The following is a 23,040-nucleotide window of genomic DNA, read 5'->3' as shown; positions in this document are numbered from 1 at the left end:
GTCCACACAAAACTTTAACTATATCAAACAAGAAACTGAAAATGTTAAAGGATAAATCAGCAATAAAGACCACGATTGGTGGTGACCCCCAAAAGTTATATTTTTTAATCTAACTTCCGGAGTGCAGTACCATTAAACCGTGGTCTTTTATGTTTCGAATTGTCTTATGATGGTTAGACAATTATATATTCTTATTTTGCTCGTTGTATGAAGGCATTGATTGAAGCCTCTTTTCTTCCCTTTCAATTACTTCATCACAAAATTTCTTCAGTATACTTACCGCTTTTATGAAAACGCCTAATATAATTATCGTGAAGAGAATATCCGTCACATAATAAACAGAGAAAGCAATAATGGTTTGAGTGGCTTCGTCTGGGGCTCCATGATACATAAAATAACCTGCGTAACGGCCAAACTTAGAAGCATCTACGATGGTAAATATCAGAATTACAAATAATAAAAATAACGAAAGTATCCAAGACCATCTTGAAAAGAGCTTAGCGAATTTCAATGTATCCTCTCCTTTTAATGTAAATATACTCGGTTAAGATTGTTATTATTCCTTACATAGTCCTCTTAATGGGAAGACCCCTTTCTTCCGTGCCTTTCATCTTCTTAATCATTTCCGACCTGCTTGTTCGAATCAAGCTTATACATTTTGAAACATCACTCAAAGGCTGACCGTTATTTCTCGCAAAAAGGTTTTATGCCGAACAAGGAAATAGTAATCGTCATGATTAGGACGTTATTAAAGATAACCGGAAATACTGACCTGCTTTTTCATATGCTTTGCCTCGCTATCATCATTTCCTAAATTTTGATATTATGTAAAATAACATACGAAAATAAAAGAGTTAAAATAAGGAGTGTTTATATGAAACTCCCAATAAAGGTTATATTATATATACTCTTTGTAATCACTATAGTTTCACTTCTAACTGATCTATTTGTCAAGAGCAAATTCTGGAGTGTGACCTTTGATTTCATAAGCATTGTTCTTATCTTAACCATCGTGATCATAACCAGAATAATGTACAAATCATCCAAATAATTAAAAAAAGAAATATGAACAAGCATTTATTACTAAATATTACCACAATTGCCAGAAGATCAACAACGTAAAGCCTATGAAAAACGCATTCGTGATCTAGGGGAGGAAAATGCCATATTAAAAAAGGCTATGCACTTCTTCGCGAAAGACCATCGGTAATTTTCTCATTCATTTATAAGAATCGCTTCAACTACCGAGTGGAGAAGATGTGCCAAGTGATGAAAGTTTCACGAAGCGGATACTACAAATGGGTTGATCAGCCGGAGAGCGAGCGTCATGGACCTTTATTCCCGAAAAATTGTCGGCTGGGCTGTCGAGAAAACAATGACCAAGGCATTAGTGACATCAGACATGTAGTCAGCAACTACAAAATGACTTATAATATACATAAAGGGGATAGATAAAATGAGTGAAGAAATCCTAAAGCTATTACAAGAAATGAAACAGGAAATGAATAGCAGATTTGATAATTTTGAAAACAGACTTGATAAAGTTGAAAAAGAGTTATGGGCAAACAGAAATGATATAGAAAACTTTAAAGAAGTAGTCAACAAATTAAATGAATCACAATCTCAAACATACGACTTATTATTAAAAGTTGATGAAAAGGTGACTGAACCAATTGACAGCCATAACCTGATTGAAGGTTATGGGCTAATGAAAAGAATGTAGAAAAGATAAAAAGGATATTAGGGATACAATGATGGATCGAAATAATCCACCTGTATGAAACTCTCCAAAAGTTAATTCAGGTGGATTATTTTCTTGCTATTTTATCAACAATGTCCATCACTAAACCGATTAAAGCTACGATGAATATTCCTGTTGATAGCACGATTTGAATGTAGACATGCGACCACCTCCGTTCTCCACAGAGGTTTTGGCCGCTCCACCTGCTTTTAATATGTATGCTAGATAAAGATATATCATATAAAAATAAAAAAAGTCGAAAAATACAGCAATAGAGGTTTGACAAAGATAGGAGTAAATTTGCTTTGATACAGGTATAAGTTGCCTCACAAGTTTTAACACACATTTTCCCCGCGTATGTAAACTTTATTCAAAACCTATAAGGTGGACCCCATTGTCAAGACAGTATTTTTTAAAAAATAAGGTGGGGCTTTTTATTACATATGGCTTCCTCTGAATAACTGTGGGAGGCACTCCTATTGCCATAAATAGAAATTGACCCCTAACCATTTTGAGAGGATCCATTCCTAATTATCTTTACCTTCCCTTAGGGGGTTCTGTCAAGGGCGCACTTTCCCTTGACAGGTTCTCCATTGGGACAGTTGATTAGTATGGATCCCATATTCTGAAGAAATTTCATTTAGTTTTGTGCTTTGAATTCATTTGTATATCTTTTTCTCTTCATCTAACCTACCTTAAAAACTTCTTTCTGACTGTCTAAATTTATGGGTCCATCATAAAATATAAGACATCAGATATGTAGTCAGCGTCTAAAAAATACTTTATAATATACATAAAGGGGATAGTTAAAATGAGTGAAGAAATCCTAAACAAAATATTAGAAATGCTTGATGGTATGAATAAAAGACTGGATAGCCTTGAGGAAGGTCAAAAAGAGATAAAAGCAAACATTAAAACAGTCGATAATAAACTTGACTTACTTACTAAACAAACAAGCAACGCTGTTATAGAACATCAGTCAAAAGAACTAGAACACCATAAGAAAGATATTAGATATTTAAAAAGTAAAGTTGCAGACTTAGAAAGTGAAATATTTAATATCAATCAAGAATTACAATAAAGGGGCTGTCCAAAAAGTCAGGGTAACTGACTTTTTGGCGCCCCCTTTTTCATTTTTTTTGGTTTCACACATTCAACACCTTTTTATTGATATTAGGTCGATTTTACCATTTATTCCAATACAGTTAAAACCATTTCTGTGCATTTAGAATCAAAAAAACAGCCTGGAGAGTTATTCCCCGACCGTGTTCTGCTTACTGCTCCCGCATCATTCGTTGTCATAACTTTATTTTTAATTGGGTAAAAAATCTATAGTTTTAAATAAATAAACTTTACATTTTTAAATAAAAATGTATTAATATTAAATAGCTTTAACTTATTTTTTTAAAGGAGGTCAATGTTCTTGATTGAAGATTTAGACTTAAACTCCAGATCACTTGAAGCAGAGTTAGGTAAAAAAATTATGGATAATGCCTCAAAGATTGCTGAACAAGCTTATGAACTTTACCAATTAAATTATCCAGAAACAAAAGACGATAAGTATATTTTGAAAAACTACACAACTTTTATTCAAATAGTTGGTGAAGGCCTTTTTAAAAACTCGGATTATGCTACAGAAAAGATTATTGATCTTAGTAAACAAATTGGCGATGATTTAGTTCAAACAGGGCAAATTTTGAATATCGCTATCCAAAGTATATCTATTTTGAGAATAAAAATTTGGGGATTTATCGAAAAGGAAATTGAACAAGCTTCCAATATAACAATTAAAGATATGTCAAAATTATCTTTGAATATCGGTACGTTATTAGATAATATCACTTATGGATTTAGTTCGTCATATGTGGAGAGCCATAAGCAATTATCTGAAGCGTTTTTTGATTCCCTTCAAGAATTATCTGTCCCTGTTGTTCCAGTATTTGAAGGTGTAGCCATTTTACCTTTAATAGGAGAATTAGATACTAGAAGAGCGAAATTTTTATCTGACGAAGCTTTAAAAAGAAGCAGAGAGTTGAATCTTAACGCTTTAATATTAGATCTATCGGGAGTAAGTTATGTAGATACAATGGTAGCAAATCGTATTTTTCAGCTTGTAGAAGCATTAAGTTTATTAGGGGTAAAAACAATAATTACTGGAATTAGCCCAGCAATTGCAATGACTGCTGTGGGCTTAAATATAAATTTGGATAAATTGACCATTCGATCAAATTTACAACAAGCTCTAGAAATTTTAGGATATGGACGTATTTAAGATACCTTTTAAATTTATTGAACATAAGTTACTGGTACTATTTTGGCATAGTACCAGATATAACCCTATCATTAAAATAAATCTATTTAACAACTAAAACAGGACATGTTGTATCATTCAATACTGTTTTACTTACGCTTCCGAGAAAGAGCTCTTTAATCGCACCCCTTCCCCGGTTCCCCATAACGATAAGATCATAATTATTTTCGTCAGCATATTTACAAATTTCTTTTCCTGGGGATCCCTCGATCAGTATAGCGTCGATTTTGATACCTTTGTTATCAATTTTTTGCATTGTACTTTTTAACAATTCTTCTCCTTCTTGTCTAATCGCTTCATCAACATTAGCGGTTATACCTGCCACTCCAACATTTGGATAAGCTTCTGTAGATACAACATGCAATAAACTGATATGACTTTCTTGCTCGCGCTTTTTACACATAGAGATTGCTGTTTGTATGGCTCGATCGGCTACTTCAGACCCATCAATAGGCACTAACAATTTATTCATTTTGGGTACCTCCTAATCGGTGTTATTAACGGTTACCCTTTTTAATATTGTTTTAAACCATATTACCCTACTTAAGTACATGCATTAATTTATGGATTCAAAGCCATACTAACTGTCGCCTTAACAATTAAAATATTATTCTAATGATTAAAACCGATAATATGAAAAATGCTAAAATTAATGCAATAATGCCGAACCTTTCGCGGCTTTTACTAAAAGCAACTGTACTTAAAATAAAAAATAATAAGAATCCAAATAACAAATTAATAAATGACTTATATTGGGGGAAATTTGTAGATATAAAGATTAAAACAGCAATACCCATTACTGATAATAATAAATTCCTAAATTTAAATTTTTCCTTATTCCTAAACATCATAGTATTCCCCTTTAAATATTACCCCTTAGAAATATTACATCATTAACCAGGCCAATATTTTGGATTTTTTTGTTAATAACATGACTATCTTTTTCTACATTATTTCTATTCGGTAAATTAATCATTTACATCAATTTTTTAAAAAATAATTATTGCTCTAATTTAACGCCTTTTCCTCCTCCCCATCTTGGCTTTTATTTGGTTAGTTAGAAAAGATATTAAGTACATACCACTTAACGTTTGTTACCCCAGCAATTGCTGGGTCGGTGGCTATATTGCCTGTTTTCAGAGTATTAGGTTTGTGCCTTTATAAGGGGAATAATGTCATAAGTTGACCTGCATGTTGGCTTAAAAGCCTATAGAAAGTTCTATCAGGAATAGCTTATGAGTATTATCCTTGATCCCCATATGCTTCCACCTGCACCTTTCTATTTACTTTAGAAATCAAAATATAAATCTTCCTATGATTTTTTTGGAGAAATCCGTATAAAAATAATGTATGCATCGGCGTAAATTCATAATCTGTAAACTCAACTTCAGAACGTTCTTCCTTCATCATAAATTTCTCCGCCGCTTTTTCTGCTTGAGCTGCTGTTTCTCTTTCACCTTGTTTATGCTTCAAATAAACACCTTCAATCAAAATGATGAAACTAAAACAACAATACCAATAGTTATCCATAGTTTCTTTTTAATCGTCTTCCAACACCTTTTATTGTGAATTAGTTAATTTTACCATTTATTCCAATTTAACTAAAAAGCATTTTTGTGAATTAAAAAAAACAGCCGAGGGATTATTCCTCGACCTTTTCTCCTTACCGCTCGGCCTCTTTACTTGTTCTTATAACGTTGTACAATCAGCAATTTATTAAAAAACTTGAAAAAAACAGCACCAATACTATAATGGTTGAAGAGAGGTGAATTGGCAGGGAAAAGTAAAAAACCGCCCTAATGGGATAAGTTCAATTAAAAAATGCTCGAACATAACGGATACATAATGGCAAGAGTTAGAGGCTCACACCATCAAATCCAAAATCGACACGACAATACAAAGAAAAACCCCCATTAAAACGGCGTACGTAAAAGAAGCATTAGATAGGATTTAGAGGAGATAAACTCCCTTTGCTTAATATAATAATATTCCTGCTATAATAAAATGACAAATAAAAATTTGAACTACTACATGAATCTTCCCTATTCAATTATTATTAAACGCGTAAATGATGAAAGCGGACGATATTATTTCGCTGATATACTGGAATTAGATGGATGTCATAGCCATGGGAATACACCGGAGGAAGCATACAAGAATGTACATGAAGCAATGGAAGGATGGCTTAAAACCAAGTTAGATTTTGGCGATCCGATTCCAGAACCTAAAGAGGAATACAGCGGCAGAATTAACCTAAGGATGCCTAAATCTTTGCATCAAAAATTAGCCATTCAAGCTGAGATGGAAGGCGTTAGCTTAAATCAATATATGATTTATAAGTTAAGTCAATAATTAAATGCCGCCCATTTAATTGGTATATTGCAGGAAATAATAAGTGCTCCGCAGCCTAAACTGCGGAGCAGTCGTTACCCAGATTTATTATCCTTATCTTTCTCCCTAAGTATATCCATAATAACGATAGATAATAACGTTAAACCAACAAATGTAGCCGTATTTTCCGGTTGATCTTTAAATAAAATTGGTAATACAAAAAAATTACTAACAAAAATCGCCATCGCTAATACAACAAGTAATTTATTAACCATTTATTGTTCTCCTTCCACTATTTGTTACGCATGGTATTTTCAATGGTATAAGCCTTATATCCCTGCTTTCAAAATAATAAAAAACGTTATGGGAATGTTCATAAAATGTTTTAATCAAAATAGGAATATCCGTCCATTTTTGAACCAACTTTCCGCTGCCAAAGTAAATAATGATTTCATCCTCATAAAACGAAATTTCATTTTTCACTTTTAACGCTATATAAAACAGCATACTTACCATTCATTTATAAGCTCAAAATCTATTGATTTCCAATTAATTATGATATTGTATTTCTTAGTTCATTGCTAACAGAATTTCTTCCATAAGGCAATCAACTTATAAATCAACGGCATTATCTAAATATTTAGCAGTGGCTTATTGTTCTCAAATTGATTGTTTCACTTGAAGGAAGAAAATCTTAGAGTGATTGTGCCTATATGTATAATGGTTTTTGGGTTTAATAGAAATAATAACACCTCCCTACTCGCTTTTACATTTCACTCTTTTGTTTTTTATTTTTGGGAATTATCAATTTTTATTGATTAGATTTCTACGATTTCTATAATTTACGTAATTTTAGTTTTTTGATATTAATTTTTTATTAAATTGTATAAATACTTATAGAAAACAGCCGAGGGTGTCATTCCTCGACTGCTTTATTTCCTTATTTTTAGGCTCCCCGCCAACTTCATGTTTCGCTGTGTCGTTATAGACGTGTATTTCCAGACATTCTTACAAGGCCTTTTTTGATTCATTGGTCAAATTCACCATTCTTAAATTGTTTTTTCATCGTTCTTATTTTTCATAAATCTTTCCCAAGGCAACAATGAGAGCACTAAAATAATAAGAGTTAAAATATCCAGCCAAGAAATTTTAGAATTTGCAAAAATGGAATAAATAATGTCAAAGACTTTCAATATTAGCAAAATGACAACTGCGTAAAACCATCTTTTTCTTGAATCTGCCAAAAGGAATCTCTCCTTAAACCTAATTTCTTCATCTTTTTTAGAATCTATTAATCAGCATAGGTTTTCTGCTAGGTTAAATGTCCTTATAGTCCTTTCACCTTCTTATTTATTCTTGATCCGCTTGTTCGAATCGAGCTGCTGCATCTTTTAACATCTGCGACTGTTCCTGAATTTTTCCGTATGAAAATATTGAACACTTTTAGCCGATCGGATTGGTCATGTTTAAAAAAACTAGCTTGAAAGCCGCTTTCTTTGTCTTTCGGGAGCCATTTTTTTTATTGGCCCCAATCTTTTTTTATGAATAACACTTATATTATTCGACATATATTCCTCCTCTATTTAATTATCAATTCCATATAAACCAACTTCATACCTAGACCCATTTTTCATCACTTGAATATTAAACTTTCTTTTCTTATCTCCCTTAACATACCCAAATAAATGAATTCCCCCCATTGGCGTGATTTCATAATTAGTAACAACAATATCAACCTTTTTTTCCTTTTTTATATAATCTTTAGCAACTTTTTCTGCCTGCGCAATCATTTCTCTTTCACCTTGTTTATGCTTTAAATAAGTACCGCCTATCAAAATGATGAAAGTTAAAACAACAATACCGATAGCTGCCCATAGTTTCTTTTTATCCTTCATTCATTAAACACCTTTTTATTATCATTAAGTTAATTTTACCATTTGTTCCAATATAGTCAAAACAGCTGCTATCCAGTATCCAGAGTGACTACTGATATTTGTTGTAAAAGAAACATCTTAAGGAAACGTTGTTGAATTATTTCTAATCATGTTTCGATATTTTCAGATAAAAAACCGCCAATTTTGGCGGTTAATCCGCCGGGCTTTGCACGAACAAAACTAAGTATTCTTATTGTTCACCTTCCAAAACCATATCTTCCTATAGAGAAAAGAATCGGTTCAATTTCCAAAATGATATATTAATATTTTTCTTTATTGAAAAATACAAACAGCAGCCACAGTTCCAATAAAAACTATAACCAAAACCGTCATTAATTTAATAAAACCTTTCTTAGTAAGGGATTTGTCTTGATTAAAATCCTTTCTAATAAATAAGTATAATAGTATAAATAATGTTAAGAATATAAGAAATGCGTAAAAACTCCCCATTAACAGACCGCATCTTCCAGATAATTATTATAAATGTCTCTTTTAATAAATTTTTGATAATACAACCCATGATAAAAAAACAGTAATGATCATTAAACTTACGATGATATCAAGAACCTGCATTGCAGATAAATCCAAAAAACCAGATTCAATAAGAAAAGACAAGATTAAGCAATAAATTAATATAGCAAAGTAAGAAATGTACATACCTTTCTGTCTAATTAGTTTTGTACGCTCATCATTTTGTTTAAATTGCGGGAATAAATAGCTTAAACAAAATCCCATAATAGCTAGTGCAAAAAAGATATATGATTGTGATGGCGGCATTTCTTTTACCATCATTGAAGACATAATTTCAATTCCACTCATAAAAATAAACATAATGCCTACGATTAGATAAGCAATTCTAGAATACACTTTAAACACGCCCTTTCGTATTGGACTTTAAATCACTATCCTCAAGTATAAAGATATTTTCTATGGCAACATCAAAAATCTTACCGATTTGTAGGGCTAGGGGAAGGGAAGGATTGTATCTGCCCTTCTCAATTGAAATAATTGTTTGTCTTGAGACCCCAAGCCTTTCTGCTAGTTCATCTTGAGACAACCCTTTCATTTTCCTATATTCCATTAATTTATTTTTCAATTTTACCCTCCCCTTATCCTTTAACATTATTTATTAACATTGTAATGTACAAAATTAACATATATAAAACCAAAAACTTGTTGAATCCTCAAATTGGAGAATCAACAAGTTTTTGATTTAAGCCTGACTAATAAACAACCAATAATTGCACCGCCGCCCGTTTTAAAATTTTTCGAAATTTTTTCGGTCAAATTTCGGTCGTTGAAAATATAATATTAATTTATAAGATATTGTCCAAAAAATATAAACCCCTCAACACCACTGGTATCAAGGGGTTCAGCTATTAATACGTGCTCATATATTGTTCGCGTTCCCAAGGATGAACTTGTGTGCGGAACATATCCCATTCAATCTCTTTCGCTTCGATAAAGTGAACTAGCGCATGTTCGCCTAACGCGTCTGTGATAACTTTATCTTTAACCATGACATCTAATGCTTCTTTCAGCGTCGCTGGAAGATCGTGAATGCCTTCTTTTTCGCGTTCTTCTTTATCCATGACATAAATATTTCTGTCAACCGGTGCCGGCGGCGTTAATTTATTTTTAATGCCGTCTAATCCGGAAGCAAGCATAGCAGCCATTGCCAAATACGGGTTAGCTGATGGATCGGCGCTTCTTACTTCGATTCTCGTGCTTACGCCGCGGGAAGCAGGGATGCGGATTAATGGACTTCTGTTTCTGAGCGACCATGCGACATAACAAGGCGCTTCATAACCTGGCACAAGACGTTTATATGAATTTACTGTCGGGTTAGTCAGCGCAGTAAATGCACGTGCATGCTTAGTGATCCCTGATAAGAATTGCAGAGCAGTCTCGCTTAATCCGTTTTCTGCTGATTCGTCGTAGAACGCATTTTCCTTGCCTTTAAATAATGACATATTAGCATGCATGCCTGAACCATTGACACCAAATAAAGGTTTTGGCATGAAAGTCGCATGAAGACCATGTTTGCGGGCAATCGTCTTAACGACCAATTTAAAGGTTTGGATGTTGTCGCATGTTGCTACTGCATCTGCGTATTTAAAGTCAATTTCGTGTTGGCCGGGCGCTACCTCATGGTGGGAGGCTTCGATTTCAAACCCCATATCTTCAAGCTCAAGAACGATGTCGCGGCGGCAATTTTCTCCTAAATCGGTAGGCGCTAAGTCGAAGTAGCCGCCCTTATCATTAAGTTCAAGCGTCGGCTCGCCTTTTTCATCCATTTTGAATAGGAAAAATTCCGGCTCCGGACCGATGTTAAAATGAGTAAAGCCAAGTTTCTCCATTTCTTTGAGCTGGCGCTTAAGAATATAGCGAGGATCACCTTCAAACGGTGTGCCGTCCGGATTGTAAATATCACAGATCAAGCGGGCAACCTTGCCTTTTTCTGAAGTCCACGGAAAAACAACCCATGTATCAAGGTCAGGATACAAATACATATCGGATTCTTCAATTCTCACAAAACCCTCGATGGACGATCCGTCAAACATCATTTTATTGTCTAAAGCCTTAGGCAATTGGTCGACCGGAATTTCAACGTTCTTAATAATTCCCAGCAAATCTGTGAATTGCAAGCGGATAAAACGCACATTCTCCTCATCAGCCATTTTAATAATGTCATTGCGAGTGTATTTAGCCATCTAAAAAGCTCCTCCCCAAACCTTCTTATTTTATGGGTGTTCAAAAATTCCGGCAAATCCCTATGCAGAGTCTCCTCGCGGTTTCCGTGATTTGACTCGTCTGCCCTTATTTTGAACACAATGATATATACAAAAGGGGATCAATGGAAAAATCGTGAAAGTTCCCCTTGTATTAACGATGATTTGCCATACTTGCCGGCCTCAATAAGTTCTGTTTTCAAATATTTCATAACGTCTGCATTAGATAAATCTTTTTTCGGATGCTCACTTCTAGAAGAGGGATGCTCATTCTCGAGCGGTTTCATATTTAATACATGCTTAATTCCTGCCAAATTCACGCCTTCATCTAACAAAGATTTGATTTCAAGAAGTCTTTCGACATCATTGAGCGAAAACATGCGTCTGTTTCCTTCTGTTCTTTCTGGATGAATTAATTGATGCTGTTCGTAATAACGAATTTGACGGGCGGATAAACCAGTTAACTTTTGTACAATACTCATTGGAAATACAGGCATTGTACGGCGTATTTCTTTATCCATTGCCATATCCCCCTTTCTTTCCTCTTCAGTTTATTATATGGAATTATAAATGTCAAGGCATGTTAGGATTTCTTACATCATTTTTTTATAAAATATAGGCATATCTGACGGCATTTTATATTTAGACTTTTAAACAGCCTCTTATGACGTATTGCTGTTAAAGCATTAACCATATGATTATTCAAAAAAGAGTTTGATAATGAAAAACCCGCCAAATGGCGAGTTTTAAACATGCACAAGTTTTTTATCTATTAATGCATCCAACGCAGATAAGACAGCCGCTTTTACATGAGCAAATGTCAGTCCGCCTTGGACAAAGGCTGTATACGGCGGCCGTATGGGTCCGTCCGCTGATAATTCAAGGCTGGCGCCTTGAACAAAAGTTCCAGCGGCCATGATGACTTTGCTATCATACCCCGGCATGTCGCTTGGATATGGCTTAACGTGCGAGTTAATCGGAGAAGCTTTTTGAACTTCCTGGCAGAACAGCACCATTGCTTCCGGGTCTTCAAAGGTAACTGATTGGATCAGATCGGTACGGTCAGCATCCCAGGACGGCGTCGTTCTCATTCCCAGCTTTTCTAATAATGCAGCGGTAAATACAGCGCCTTTTAGCGCCTGGCCTGTGACATGGGGGGAAAGAAAGAAACCTTGGTAAATATCTAACAAATGCCCCATCGTCGGACCGACTTCCCTGCCGAGGCTTGGCGCTGTTAATCGTTCGGCGCATTGGTCAACAAGCGTTTTATTCCCTACTATATAGCCGCCCGATTTTACAAGGCCGCCGCCGGGATTTTTAATTAAAGACCCCGCCATTAAATCCGCCCCAACTTGAGTGGGTTCCCTATCTTCGGTAAATTCGCCGTAGCAATTATCGGTAAATACAATGATATCCGGGTGAATGGATTTAATTTTACGAATAGCCTCGCCGATTTCTTTAATGGAAAATGATGGACGCTTATCATATCCGCATGACCTTTGAATAGCTATCATTTTGGTTTTGCTGTTAATAGCTTGTCCAACACTGTCAATATCAATCTTGTTTTCTTTAAGAGGGATGACTTTTGCAGTAATGCAGAAATCCTTTAAAGACCCGCTGCCGCTGTCATTTAATCCGATAACGCCTTCGAGCGTATCATAAGGTTTTCCTGTTATATAGATCAATTCATCGCCTGGCCTGAGAACCCCGAACAATGCCGTTGTTATGGCATGTGTCCCGGAGATTAATTGGGGACGGACAAGCCCGGCTTCCGCTCCGAATACATCCGCGTATATCGCTTCTATCGTATCCCTGCCGAAATCATCGTAGCCATAGCCTGTTGTTCCATGAAAGTGCGCATCTGAGACTTGATGCTTTTGAAAACTTTTTAAAACTTTAAATTGATTGGTCTCAGTAATCCGATCAATTTTGCGGAAAACAGGCTGAATTTGTTCCTCTATCTGTTCAGCAATCTCTTGCAATTTGGCTCCGTGTTTTAATTGTTCATACATGCTATCTTTACTCCTTTAAATTGTTGCTGTCAATGATTGTGTTCAGCAATGGCGACTTCTCTGAGATATACCCTTTATATTCATAACAATCATCAATTTCATTATAACGGTTTTCTATGACAATGGTTTGTGTTTTAAGCAATGACATCAATTTGCCGTTTTGGGCACTGATTTGCGTTTGATAAGGGATCATTTCCTCGGTGATTTTTTCTTGAATGGCCATCCGGACCGTTTCTAAGTCGGTATTATCAAACACTGATACAAGCAAGGCATTTTTCGGCGTTATAAAGCTTTCAGTTAATAAATCTCTTTTATTATAAATAATCAGCTGCGGAATATGCGAAGCCTCAAGGTCACTCAAAATGTTGTTGACCGTTTTTTCATGTTGACGATGGTCCGGGTGGGAAACATCAATAACATGAATGATCAAATCAGCTTGTCTGACTTCTTCTAAGGTTGAACGAAAAGCCGCAACAAGCTGGGTCGGCAAATGCTGAATAAAACCGACTGTATCGGTTAATAACGGGATGAACCCATTCGGCAATTTGCATTTTCGCGTCAATGGATCAAGAGTGGCAAACAATTTATTTTCTTCAAGTGATTCTGCCGCCGTTAATCTATTAAACAAAGTTGACTTTCCGGCATTCGTATAACCGACGAGAGCCATTTGAAATTGCTCTAAGTTCTTGCGGCGTTCCCGGTACCGCTCACGATGTTGAACGATAACCTCCAATTGTTTTTTTATATCTTCTATCCGTCTGCGAATATAGCGGCGATCTGTTTCCAATTTGGTCTCCCCGGGGCCTCTTGTGCCTATGCCGCCCCCAAGGCGGGATAAGGAAACACCTATCCCGCTTAACCTTGGCAGCATATATTTTAGCTGCGCAAGCTCAACTTGCAGCTTTCCTTCTCTTGATCTTGCTCTCATCGCAAAAATATCCAAAATCAATTGCGTACGATCAATGACTTTGGCTTCTAATTGTTTGGATAATTGCAGATGCTGGCTTGGAGAAAGTTCATCATTAAAAATGATTGTATCTGCTTCAACTTCTTGTTCAAGCGCTATCAGTTCGTTTATCTTCCCTTTTCCTATGTAAGTGCCGGCTTCAATGCGTTCTCTTTTTTGCGTAACAGCTGCCAGCACCATGCCGCCTGCAGTTTCAGTTAATGATGCTAATTCATCCATGGAAGAATGAAAAACATCATCATTGACATGCCGCAGTTGGCAGCCAACCAGTATTACTTGTTCCATGTCATCCCTGCCTTTTAAGAAGATGTTTAAAATATCCGTAAGAATAGCGTACCCGGGCGCTTATGCTAGAGAAGCCATTCCATTTATCGCCGCAGCCCCGAGCAATATTTAGTGTTTCACTACTCGGTGCTTCTGCGCAATGAAGTATAGGGGTCTTGCTTTCATCCAGCAGCGATTCTGTTTGCCTTCCCTTTTTAAACACGCCCATAATTATCTTTCAGCTCTTTCTCCTCAGTCACAAGGTCAGAGGCCCGCAGCGTTAATAACGATTCACGGTCATAAGAGCCCTCCCTCAAGAGCCTTACTGCTTGCTGGCGTATCATTTTTTCTATAAGGTTTCTGACATAGCGGCCATTGCTGAAAGAATGATCGCATTCACTGACCTTTTGCTTTAAGTGTCTGGCTAGTTTCCGGTTTGCCTCAGTCGTTAACTTATAATCACGCTCTTGCAGCATCTGTTCAGAAATTGTCATTAATTCAGTTTCAGTATAGTTTGGAAAAGAAATAATGATCGGAAACCGGGATGGCAAACCGGGATTAAGACTTAAAAATTCCTCCATTTCATCGGAATAGCCAGCGAGGATAAGTACGAATTGATCTTTCTTATCTTCCATTTGTTTCACTAACGTATCGATTGCTTCCTTCCCAAAGTCCTTCTCGCCGCCGCGTCCCAGTGAGTAAGCCTCATCAATAAACAAAATGCCTCCGAGTGCCTTTTTCACTAATTCTCTCGTTTTTTGTGCTGTTTGGCCAATATACTCGCCGACAAGATCGGCGCGTTCCGCTTCAATCAAATGCCCCTTAGGCAGTATCTCCATATCCCTGAATAATTCGCCTAACAGACGGGCGACAGTAGTTTTTCCGGTTCCGGGATTGCCTTTAAAAAGCATATGCAAAGAATGAGCGTTTACTTTCAAATGCTGTTCTTTTCTTTTTTTGCAAATATACAGCCACGCGTAAATTTCTTTAACCGTGCGTTTTACCTCATCTAAACCAACCAGCCGGTTTAGCTTAGCTTCCATTTGCTCAAGGGGCTGATGATTTGTTCTGTCTTCTTTAGGCGAAAAAGGCATGTCGATTTCTTTTTCTTTCTTATGGCTGAAAACCACGTTAATTTGGCCCTTTTGCTTAAAAGTATAGGTTCCCGACACTAAGCTCACCTCACTGTTCCTTTGGTATATTATACGCTGTGAAATGATCTTTCGTGACAAACGCCTATAAATAATAGCTATTATCCTTTATAAATTGGCAATTTTATTGTAAAACATGTTCCTTTGGAAGGTTCGCTTTCAATATGTATTTTCCCATTCATAGACTCAACAATTTGGTAGCATACCATTAAACCAAGCCCTGTTCCCGATTCTTTTGTTGTATAAAACGGCATGCCCGCTTTTTCAATCTGATCTCTGGTCATTCCTTGTCCATAATCTCTAATCTTTATTAAAATATGCTTTTTTTCTTTTAGAATGTCTAAGTCGATGACACTTTCTTTAGGCGATGCTTCAATTCCATTTTTTATAATATTAACCAATAGCTGCTGTGTTTTTTCAATACTGCCCTTAACATAATATGATTCTTTCACACGGCAATTAAGCCTCATATCATTAATGACTGCGTAAGAATGCAATGTATGGCATACAGTATGAAGCTGTTCAGTGATATTAATGATTTTCGCCTGGCCCTCTTGAGGTTTTGCCAGCGATAAATAATCATTAATGATGCCCGTCGCTCTATCAAGTTCTCTCTCCATTGTTTGCAAATAATCGTGATAGCGCCCAGATAATTTCTCATCATGCTGTATTAATTGCATAAACCCTTTGACTACAGTAATCGGGTTTCTCACTTCATGAGCGACGCTGGCAGCTAATTGGCCGACGATATGTATCTTTTCCGAACGGGCCATTTCTAATCTGAATTTATCGTTGGCTTGAATCGCTTCAATTAAAAAAATAACCAGCCAATTTGCAAGCACCGGGATAATAACAATCGCGGCAATAAGCCACTTTGAATTTATAAGCAATTCCCGATGATTTATATATATTACAAAAAGTGTAAAAGCATCATAAAGTAAAATGATACAGGTCGTACATTTTAACTTATTAAAATAACTGTTATTTTCGAACCTATTCTTAATCAATAAAATGAAGATGAGCATCATCGTATATAATATGACGGCATAACCAATTCCCATTTGGCTATCAAAAAGTTCGTAGATAACCATGACTAGCGTAACAGGAATGCCTACAGAAAGCCCCCCGTATAAAAACGACACTATCCATGGAATCACTCGTAAATTGATAATGGGATCTGAATGATATGTAACCGGAAATGACATGCATAAAATGATAATTAAGCTGTTAAAGAAAAACAAAAAAACGAGTTTCTTCTTTGTTAACCTTGGATGGAGCCTTGTCCAAGCAAGGTATAAACTGAGTATCGTAAGCACCAAAAAAATTTGAATACAAAATTCCACAAACATCGGGTATCCTCCTGACCAACACTTGCAATTAAGGATCTTCCATTAGAACGGCTCACCTCACTCGTATTTTCCTATCCAATCATATCATAATACAAGTCAAAGAATGACGATAGTAGAACTTTAATGCAAAAAATAAAAACCGGACAAAGAAGAACGCCCGGTTTTTACCTGCCATTCAGTCTTTCAGCTAAGTCCACAAAAAATTCCAGCGAATCCGGATTGCTCAGCGACCCTTGATTAACGGCTTTTTCAAGCGGTGTACCCATAAGAATTTTTTTAACTGGAACTTCTAATTTTTTGCCATTCAAAGTTTTTGGAATATCTGCGACTGCAAAAATATCGTTCGGTACATGGCGCGGCGAACAGTTTTCCCTGATACGATGTTTAATTTTATTTTTTAATGATTCGTCTAATTGTACATTTTCTCGCACAACAATAAATAAAGGCATAAAAGATTCACCATCAGCATTTTGAACGTCAACCACCAAACTGTCGGCCACCTCTTCGACCCCTTCAACAGCATGATAAATTTCGCTTGTCCCCATGCGGATACCGCCGCGGTTAATCGTCGCATCTGACCGTCCATAAATGATACATGACCCGCGGGATGTGATTTTAATAAAATCACCGTGGCGCCAAATGCCCGGATACATATCAAAATAGCTGTCCCGATAACGCTTGTTGTCAGGATCGTTCCAAAAATAAATCGGCATGGAAGGCATCGGTTTTGTGATCACCAATTCACCGACAGCGTCAATTAAAGGCCGTCCGTTGTCATCAAAAGCCTCTACTGCCGCACCTAGTGTTCGGCATTGGATTTCTCCCGCATGGACGGGCAGCAGCGGCGACCCGCCGACAAAAGCTGTGCATAGATCAGTCCCGCCGCTTACTGATGCCAGCCACAAATCTTTCTTCACATGCTCATAAACCCATTGAAAACCGTTGACAGTCAAAGGCGAACCCGTTGTGCCCACGGCTTTTAGGCTTCTGAGGTCAAATATTCTCCCCGGTTCAACCCCCGCCTTTGCACAAGATGACAAATAGCTGGCACTCGTGCCAAAATAGGTCATACCGGTCTTTTCTGCAAATTTCCATAATGTGTTCATATCTGGATATCCAGGATTGCCGTCATAGAGGAGAACCGTCGCTCCTGCAAGCAGACCGCTGACGAGTACATTCCACATCATCCATCCGGTTGTCGTAAACCAAAAAAACCGATCATCCTGATTCAAATCCATTTGCAGCGCAATCGATTTTAAATGCTCAAGCAATATGCCGCCCTGGCTTTGAACGATTGCTTTCGGTATACCCGTTGTACCTGATGAATACAAAATCCATAATGGATGATCAAAGGCTACCTGTTCAAACGATAATGGCGCGTTCCGATGCTGATGAACCACCTTTTCCCATTTTATAACATTTTTCAATCCGCTTATATTTAAATCAGGATGATCATTAAGGCAAGGAATAACAATGGTATGATTTAGCGTCGGTATAGCTTTTTGTATATTTGCAACGGTTTTCAATCGATTGTAGCTTTTTCCCCCGTACTTATAGCCGTCAACGGTAAACATCACTTTCGGTTCGACCTGATTAAACCGATCTATGACGCTTAAATCGCCAAAGTCCGGGGAACAGCTCGACCAAACAGCGCCAATGGATGCACAGGCAAGAAAAGCAATCAGTGTTTCAGGAATATTCGGTGCATAACTAACGACTCGATCCCCGGGTTTAACGCCAAGCTGTTTTAAGCCTTCGGCTATGCTGGCTGTCTGTTCATAGAGATCCTTCCAAGTCAATGCACCATCAGCCCTAGATTCTGAAGCGTGAATAACCGCCGTTTTTTCTTTATTAATATGGCGGAAAATATGTTCGGCATAATTTAATTTTGCTCCTTTGAACCATTTAGCGCCAGGCATATCAGCGTCTTCTAATACAGTTGTATAAGGAACTGACGCCTTTACATCAAAGAAATACCATATCGATGACCAAAAGTCCTCCAGGTGTGTGACAGACCATTGCCATAACTCATCATAAGAAGAAAATTGATACCCTCTATTTTCTTTTAGCCAATTCATATATCGCACCATTGCAGATTGCTTTATTGCATCTTCAGGCGGTTCCCATAAAAGGTTCCCTTCTTTAATCGTTGCTGCCATTATTTCTCCCCTCCCATTAACAGTGATTTGGAATCGTTTAAACAATCCCTTATTTTATATTATAGATAATATTCTATATATTAAAAACCCAAAGGGACATTTTAACATCACATGAGCTTGGCAACACAGATGCCGCGCCAAGTTTGTTTCTGCCATCATGTCCCTTAAAAAGCGTTTAATATTCAATTTCCTCATAATCTTTAGGCTGCGGCAAAGGCCTTTGTTCCTTTGAGATCATATTGTTTTTTGGGGATTTAGCATGGTTTTTATTTTCTTTAGCCGCCTTCTTCTTTTCCATTATATCACCACCTCTTAACTTAATTTTTGATAAGATTAAATTTTTATACGCATAAGTAACATATGGTTGAATATTTCGACAATGATGCAGTTCTTTTTTATGTTATTTGTCGACTTATGCGCTTGCCGGGGAAATATTTATATTAGTGTTTAAAAATGTTTCCCAAAAAAGAACCTCCTAATCATTGGCGATCAGGAGGCGGCATTGATTCAGAGACTTCAAAGTTCCTTATTCTTTATTCTTCTTGTACATTCAAATTGACAGGACGTGCTGGAGAAAAAGTTGATATCGCATGCTTAAATATCAATTGCTGCTTGCCATCTGTTTCAATAAGCACGGTAAAATTATCAAAAGCTTTTATTGTTCCTTTTAATTGAAATCCATTAAGAAGGAAAACCGTTACAAATGTTCCTTCCTTACGCAGCTGGTTCAAAAACGTATCTTGAATATTAATGCTTTGTTTCATGGCCATGATCCTCCTCTTTTTCTCTATATCAGTTATTTCGACTCTTTTGCAAACTTTCCTGCTACAAACGCAAGGATTTCTTGCGCTTTTTGTGAAAAATTCGATTGATAATCTGTCATATCAAACCATGTGATATCCATTTGGCGCTTAAACCATGTAAATTGCCGCTTGGCAAATCGCCTTGAATTGCGTTTAAGCAGGCGAACAGCCTCATCTAATGAACATTTGCCGTCAAAATAGAGATAAAGCTCTTTATACCCGATGGCTTGAACTGACTGGGTATTCTTAATGCCAAGGTCATACAAGTGTCTGGCTTCTTCAATCAACCCTGCTTCAATCATTTCGTCGACACGTTGATTAATTCGTTCATAAAGCATGTCTCGATCCATCGTTAAGCCAACAAGCACCATATTATAAAGCGGTTTCGGCTTTTCATTTTGCTGATGCCGGCTGAATGGGACGCCCGTAGTATAGAAAACTTCTAACGCCCTGATCACCCGCTTGACATTGTTGGGGTGTATTTTTTCCGCTGAAACAGGATCGACGTCTTGCAGTTTATGGTACAAAGACTCAGCCCCTTCTATACGTGCAGTATATTCGAGTTCTTGCCGCAGCTCAGGCTGTGAGTCAATGTCAGAGAACTGATAATCATATAAGGCTGCTTTTATGTATAACCCTGTCCCGCCAACAAGAACAGGCAGCTTGTTTTGTTCATTAAGCTTATGAATCCATTGCCTTGCACCAGCTTGGAAATCAGCTACTGTATATGAATGATCAGGAGGCAAAAAATCAATGAGATGATGAGGAATGCCCCGTCTTTCATGAATGGGTATTTTGGCTGTTCCAATGTCTAAACCTTTATAGACTTGCATAGCATCCCCATTGATAATTTCTCCATTCAAGCGAGCCGCAAGCTCTAGGCTCAGAGCTGTTTTTCCGACAGCTGTCGGCCCGACAACAGCAACAACTTTCCCCTTTTTTTTCATTGCTTGATTCATGTTATTTACCTTTCTCTCCGATAATCTTCTCTTCTCTATCATAACCCGGGGAACATTCATTTAAAAACGGCCTGATAAAGCGCCGTCAGTTTTTATTAGGGTTCCCCTGTCTCAATGGGCAGAGCCGGATCGCTGCTCCATTCATACCATCCGCCGTCAAAAATAGAGATATTATCCCATCCCATTAAATAAGCGCAAAAGAATGCCACACTTGCTCTCCAGCCTGTCCCGCAATAGAAAATGACTTGTTTATCGGGGGTGATACCCCATTTTTTCCAATTGCCAGCCATTTGCTGAGGATGGCGCATTTTTCCGTTTTTGTCATGATAGTCTTGCAAATGATAAGCATCTGAGCCAGCGTGTCCCCATTTTGCTCCTTTAATGCGGCCTCTCTTATTAATATAACTATAGCCGCTTGTTTCCCCAATATATTCCTGCCAACTTCGTATATCACTAAGGACGGTCTCAGCATTATCATAACAGCTTTTAAGTTTGTCTATACTTGTAAAATAGTTTGGACACGCAGGCATGCCCTCCCCGAAATCATTCACTGGTTCGGGAAAATGCGGTATGTTATCAATTTTATATCCTTCAGAAACCCACGCCGGATAGCCGCCGTCTAATAAGCGGACATCCTTAACACCCGCATACATGAGTATAACAGCCGCACGAGCAGCTGCCATCGTATTTTTACTGTATAAAATCATTGTCTGATCGCAGGTCATTCCGTTCTTTTCAAAAACTCTTTTGAGTTCTTTATCTGACTTGCGGTTCCAAAGCGGTTTCTCTTCAATCTCATTCGTATCTAAATAAAAAGCTCCGGGGATATGGCCCTGATGATAACTATCTAAACCTTGCCAACCGACTTCAAAAATCTTAAAGCCGTGACATTGACTATCAGAGTTTTTATCCTCGATGAACTGTTTGAGCTGGGATGGCTGAAGCAATTTCTCATCGAGCGGCAGAGGTGTTCTTAAGGATTTCCTATTCTTATCCAATCTTAACTTCCCCTATTTTTCATCATGAAAGCGATCTTTAAAATTCTGCGAGTGGTTGATGTAAAACGTTTTAAATGATTCTATTTCATAAGACGGCATAAAGCTTAAAAAGTTTGATTTAAATGATTTTCACCGAGAGGAATATCATAACAATAACATGATGCCGCGTGTTTTTACAACTATATGCGGCAAAAATGGACAGCTGATAAAGAAAGAGCCTCTTGGTTCAACTACAGGACCGTTTTCTATTTTCCCAAGGCATATAGCATCGCTTCACAGTATATTTCTTATTCATCATAACCATGCAGAACAGCAGCAGGACTCAGCATTATAAAAACAGGACTCTAAAAAGAATCCTGTTGTTTTTAACACTTGCATAATATCAGTTATATCATATTAATCTTCCATGAATCCGTCATGGCTTACGATTTTCTTCTGCGCTTTTCTTCCTCTTCAGCTTCCGCTTCAGCAGTTGTGCTGTTATTGATACGAATATTGACACGGGAATTTCCGCTTTGAATAACTTCAGCTGTATTTTTATTTTTGTCAGTCATAGTGTTCTTTTTTTCCTTTTCTTTCATTGTTGGTTTTTCAGCAGACTTGTGACAATTGCAGCTTTGATGTCCCATCACTTTCCCTCCTTAAAAAATATATAATATTTATATTCTCTTTTTAAAAGAAGGGAATGTATCAATATATTAATATATTAGACTTAATTTTTTCAGGTAGAAAAAGGAAAAATTTACAGCTTATATAAACGTATCGACAGCTGGATGATGATCAGAGCTATTAAATTAAACGCCTAATAATGAAAACAAAATAATAATCTCGGCAATACGAATGATTAGCCGGCGCAATCGGCCGTTAGTGCGGACCTGCAAAACAAGCGCATCATCGCCGACAGCTAACAGTTTACCAGTGTAATTTCCGTTTTCAGTGATCACACGAACCTTTTGTCCAATTAAGTTTTTCGCCTCGTGAACGAAATCAATCATTTATAACTCACCCTTCATAATCTTTAGTTTCCAGTCTAAAAATTTTCTAATCTTTCATCTTCTTGATCGAAAGTATTATTTTCTTCATAGCTGTAAACTTCTTCATAGCATCCGTCTGTTAATACGCGCAATAGTGCAACGATCAGAGCTAGACGAATGATAAATCTAAAAGTACGATTTCGTATTCTTACACGCAAAACTAAGAAGTCATCGCCAACAGACTCTAAAATCCCCGTCACTGCGCCAATAGTAGTAACTACTTTTACACGGCTGCCAACGAGATTATTGGCTTCTCTTTTAAATTTAGATTCCATTTAATGCGGCTCCTTTTTAT

Annotated in this window: 28 protein-coding genes; 5 read left to right on the top strand and 23 right to left on the bottom strand. The window is 37.0% G+C overall.

What is annotated here, in order from left to right; genetic code table 11:
* Positions 1-181: 181 nt before the first annotated feature.
* On the bottom strand, positions 182-511 hold the full coding sequence (locus tag JOD45_RS03180; protein ID WP_205002413.1) for a hypothetical protein: 330 nt from the start codon (positions 509-511) through the stop codon (positions 182-184).
* A gap of 737 nt (positions 512-1,248) precedes the next feature.
* Here JOD45_RS03180 and JOD45_RS03175 point away from each other — a divergent pair.
* The 4 genes from JOD45_RS03175 to JOD45_RS03160 all read left to right on the top strand — a co-directional run bounded on the left by JOD45_RS03175 (position 1,249) and on the right by JOD45_RS03160 (position 4,013).
* Complete coding sequence (locus JOD45_RS03175) at positions 1,249-1,455, top strand: hypothetical protein (RefSeq protein WP_205002412.1); 207 nt, start codon at positions 1,249-1,251, stop codon at positions 1,453-1,455.
* A gap of 1 nt (position 1,456) precedes the next feature.
* Complete coding sequence (locus tag JOD45_RS03170) at positions 1,457-1,723, top strand: hypothetical protein (RefSeq protein ID WP_205002411.1); 267 nt, start codon at positions 1,457-1,459, stop codon at positions 1,721-1,723.
* 829 nt (positions 1,724-2,552) lie between these two features.
* Positions 2,553-2,822 carry a hypothetical protein gene (locus JOD45_RS03165; protein WP_205002410.1) on the top strand — a complete coding sequence of 90 codons (270 nt, stop codon included), beginning with the start codon at positions 2,553-2,555 and terminating at the stop codon, positions 2,820-2,822.
* Between the two features lie 342 nt (positions 2,823-3,164).
* Positions 3,165-4,013 (top strand): STAS domain-containing protein, encoded by an 849-nt coding sequence (locus tag JOD45_RS03160; protein WP_205002409.1) that lies wholly within the window; start codon positions 3,165-3,167, stop codon positions 4,011-4,013.
* Between the two features lie 82 nt (positions 4,014-4,095).
* Here JOD45_RS03160 and JOD45_RS03155 read toward each other — a convergent pair whose 3' ends face one another.
* Together JOD45_RS03155 and JOD45_RS03150 are read right to left on the bottom strand one after the other, a co-directional pair.
* On the bottom strand, positions 4,096-4,524 hold the full coding sequence (locus tag JOD45_RS03155) for a universal stress protein (RefSeq protein ID WP_205002408.1): 429 nt from the start codon (positions 4,522-4,524) through the stop codon (positions 4,096-4,098).
* A 770-nt stretch (positions 4,525-5,294) separates the two neighbouring features.
* Positions 5,295-5,525: a hypothetical protein gene (locus JOD45_RS03150; protein WP_205002407.1), complete on the bottom strand. Its 231-nt coding sequence runs from the start codon at positions 5,523-5,525 to the stop codon at positions 5,295-5,297.
* 531 nt (positions 5,526-6,056) lie between these two features.
* Between JOD45_RS03150 and JOD45_RS03145 the strand changes: the two genes are divergently transcribed.
* Positions 6,057-6,404 (top strand): type II toxin-antitoxin system HicB family antitoxin, encoded by a 348-nt coding sequence (locus JOD45_RS03145; RefSeq protein WP_205002406.1) that lies wholly within the window; start codon positions 6,057-6,059, stop codon positions 6,402-6,404.
* 74 nt (positions 6,405-6,478) lie between these two features.
* Here the strand turns inward: JOD45_RS03145 and JOD45_RS03140 are convergent, their stop codons facing one another.
* From JOD45_RS03140 to JOD45_RS03050, 20 genes are all read right to left on the bottom strand, one after another.
* Positions 6,479-6,658, bottom strand: coding sequence for a hypothetical protein (locus tag JOD45_RS03140; RefSeq protein WP_205002405.1), 180 nt, complete (start codon positions 6,656-6,658; stop codon positions 6,479-6,481).
* A gap of 774 nt (positions 6,659-7,432) precedes the next feature.
* A complete protein-coding gene (locus JOD45_RS03135; protein WP_205002404.1) occupies positions 7,433-7,627 on the bottom strand; it encodes a hypothetical protein in 195 nt (64 codons plus the stop codon).
* A 339-nt stretch (positions 7,628-7,966) separates the two neighbouring features.
* Entirely contained in the window at positions 7,967-8,278 is a 312-nt protein-coding gene (locus JOD45_RS03130; RefSeq protein WP_205002403.1) for a hypothetical protein, read from the bottom strand.
* A gap of 312 nt (positions 8,279-8,590) precedes the next feature.
* Complete coding sequence (locus JOD45_RS03125) at positions 8,591-8,767, bottom strand: DUF3976 domain-containing protein (RefSeq protein ID WP_205002402.1); 177 nt, start codon at positions 8,765-8,767, stop codon at positions 8,591-8,593.
* Between the two features lie 42 nt (positions 8,768-8,809).
* Positions 8,810-9,136 carry a permease gene (locus tag JOD45_RS03120; RefSeq protein WP_239549034.1) on the bottom strand — a complete coding sequence of 109 codons (327 nt, stop codon included), beginning with the start codon at positions 9,134-9,136 and terminating at the stop codon, positions 8,810-8,812.
* A gap of 49 nt (positions 9,137-9,185) precedes the next feature.
* Complete coding sequence (locus tag JOD45_RS03115) at positions 9,186-9,413, bottom strand: helix-turn-helix transcriptional regulator (RefSeq protein WP_275583917.1); 228 nt, start codon at positions 9,411-9,413, stop codon at positions 9,186-9,188.
* Between the two features lie 283 nt (positions 9,414-9,696).
* Positions 9,697-11,031, bottom strand: coding sequence for a type I glutamate--ammonia ligase (gene glnA / locus JOD45_RS03110; protein WP_205002400.1), 1,335 nt, complete (start codon positions 11,029-11,031; stop codon positions 9,697-9,699).
* Between the two features lie 140 nt (positions 11,032-11,171).
* Positions 11,172-11,570, bottom strand: a complete 399-nt coding sequence (locus JOD45_RS03105) for a MerR family transcriptional regulator (protein ID WP_205002399.1) — start codon at positions 11,568-11,570, stop codon at positions 11,172-11,174.
* A gap of 225 nt (positions 11,571-11,795) precedes the next feature.
* On the bottom strand, positions 11,796-13,061 hold the full coding sequence (locus JOD45_RS03100; protein ID WP_205002398.1) for a methionine gamma-lyase family protein: 1,266 nt from the start codon (positions 13,059-13,061) through the stop codon (positions 11,796-11,798).
* 7 nt (positions 13,062-13,068) lie between these two features.
* Entirely contained in the window at positions 13,069-14,313 is a 1,245-nt protein-coding gene (hflX, locus tag JOD45_RS03095; RefSeq protein WP_205002397.1) for a GTPase HflX, read from the bottom strand.
* Between the two features lie 194 nt (positions 14,314-14,507).
* Entirely contained in the window at positions 14,508-15,464 is a 957-nt protein-coding gene (gene spoVK / locus JOD45_RS03090) for a stage V sporulation protein K (protein WP_338056015.1), read from the bottom strand.
* Between the two features lie 80 nt (positions 15,465-15,544).
* Positions 15,545-16,792 (bottom strand): ATP-binding protein, encoded by a 1,248-nt coding sequence (locus JOD45_RS03085; protein ID WP_205002396.1) that lies wholly within the window; start codon positions 16,790-16,792, stop codon positions 15,545-15,547.
* Between the two features lie 164 nt (positions 16,793-16,956).
* Complete coding sequence (locus JOD45_RS03080) at positions 16,957-18,951, bottom strand: acetoacetate--CoA ligase (protein WP_205002395.1); 1,995 nt, start codon at positions 18,949-18,951, stop codon at positions 16,957-16,959.
* 175 nt (positions 18,952-19,126) lie between these two features.
* Positions 19,127-19,249, bottom strand: coding sequence for a hypothetical protein (locus JOD45_RS16720; protein WP_275583916.1), 123 nt, complete (start codon positions 19,247-19,249; stop codon positions 19,127-19,129).
* A 235-nt stretch (positions 19,250-19,484) separates the two neighbouring features.
* Positions 19,485-19,715 (bottom strand): RNA chaperone Hfq, encoded by a 231-nt coding sequence (gene hfq, locus JOD45_RS03075; protein WP_205002394.1) that lies wholly within the window; start codon positions 19,713-19,715, stop codon positions 19,485-19,487.
* Between the two features lie 32 nt (positions 19,716-19,747).
* On the bottom strand, positions 19,748-20,713 hold the full coding sequence (gene miaA, locus JOD45_RS03070; protein ID WP_380898409.1) for a tRNA (adenosine(37)-N6)-dimethylallyltransferase MiaA: 966 nt from the start codon (positions 20,711-20,713) through the stop codon (positions 19,748-19,750).
* Between the two features lie 95 nt (positions 20,714-20,808).
* Positions 20,809-21,711: a sulfurtransferase gene (locus JOD45_RS03065; protein ID WP_205002393.1), complete on the bottom strand. Its 903-nt coding sequence runs from the start codon at positions 21,709-21,711 to the stop codon at positions 20,809-20,811.
* Positions 21,712-22,133: 422 nt separating this feature from the next.
* Positions 22,134-22,340, bottom strand: a complete 207-nt coding sequence (locus JOD45_RS03060; RefSeq protein ID WP_205002392.1) for a hypothetical protein — start codon at positions 22,338-22,340, stop codon at positions 22,134-22,136.
* 165 nt (positions 22,341-22,505) lie between these two features.
* Positions 22,506-22,706 (bottom strand): DUF2642 domain-containing protein, encoded by a 201-nt coding sequence (locus JOD45_RS03055; protein ID WP_205002391.1) that lies wholly within the window; start codon positions 22,704-22,706, stop codon positions 22,506-22,508.
* A 35-nt stretch (positions 22,707-22,741) separates the two neighbouring features.
* Entirely contained in the window at positions 22,742-23,020 is a 279-nt protein-coding gene (locus JOD45_RS03050) for a DUF2642 domain-containing protein (protein ID WP_205002390.1), read from the bottom strand.
* Between the last annotated feature and the right edge of the window lie 20 nt (positions 23,021-23,040).

It is taken from the genome of Scopulibacillus daqui, from assembly GCF_016908855.1.
GTDB classification, from domain to species: domain Bacteria; phylum Bacillota; class Bacilli; order Bacillales; family Sporolactobacillaceae; genus Scopulibacillus_A; species Scopulibacillus_A daqui.
This window is presented reverse-complemented; position numbering and strand designations above follow the sequence as displayed.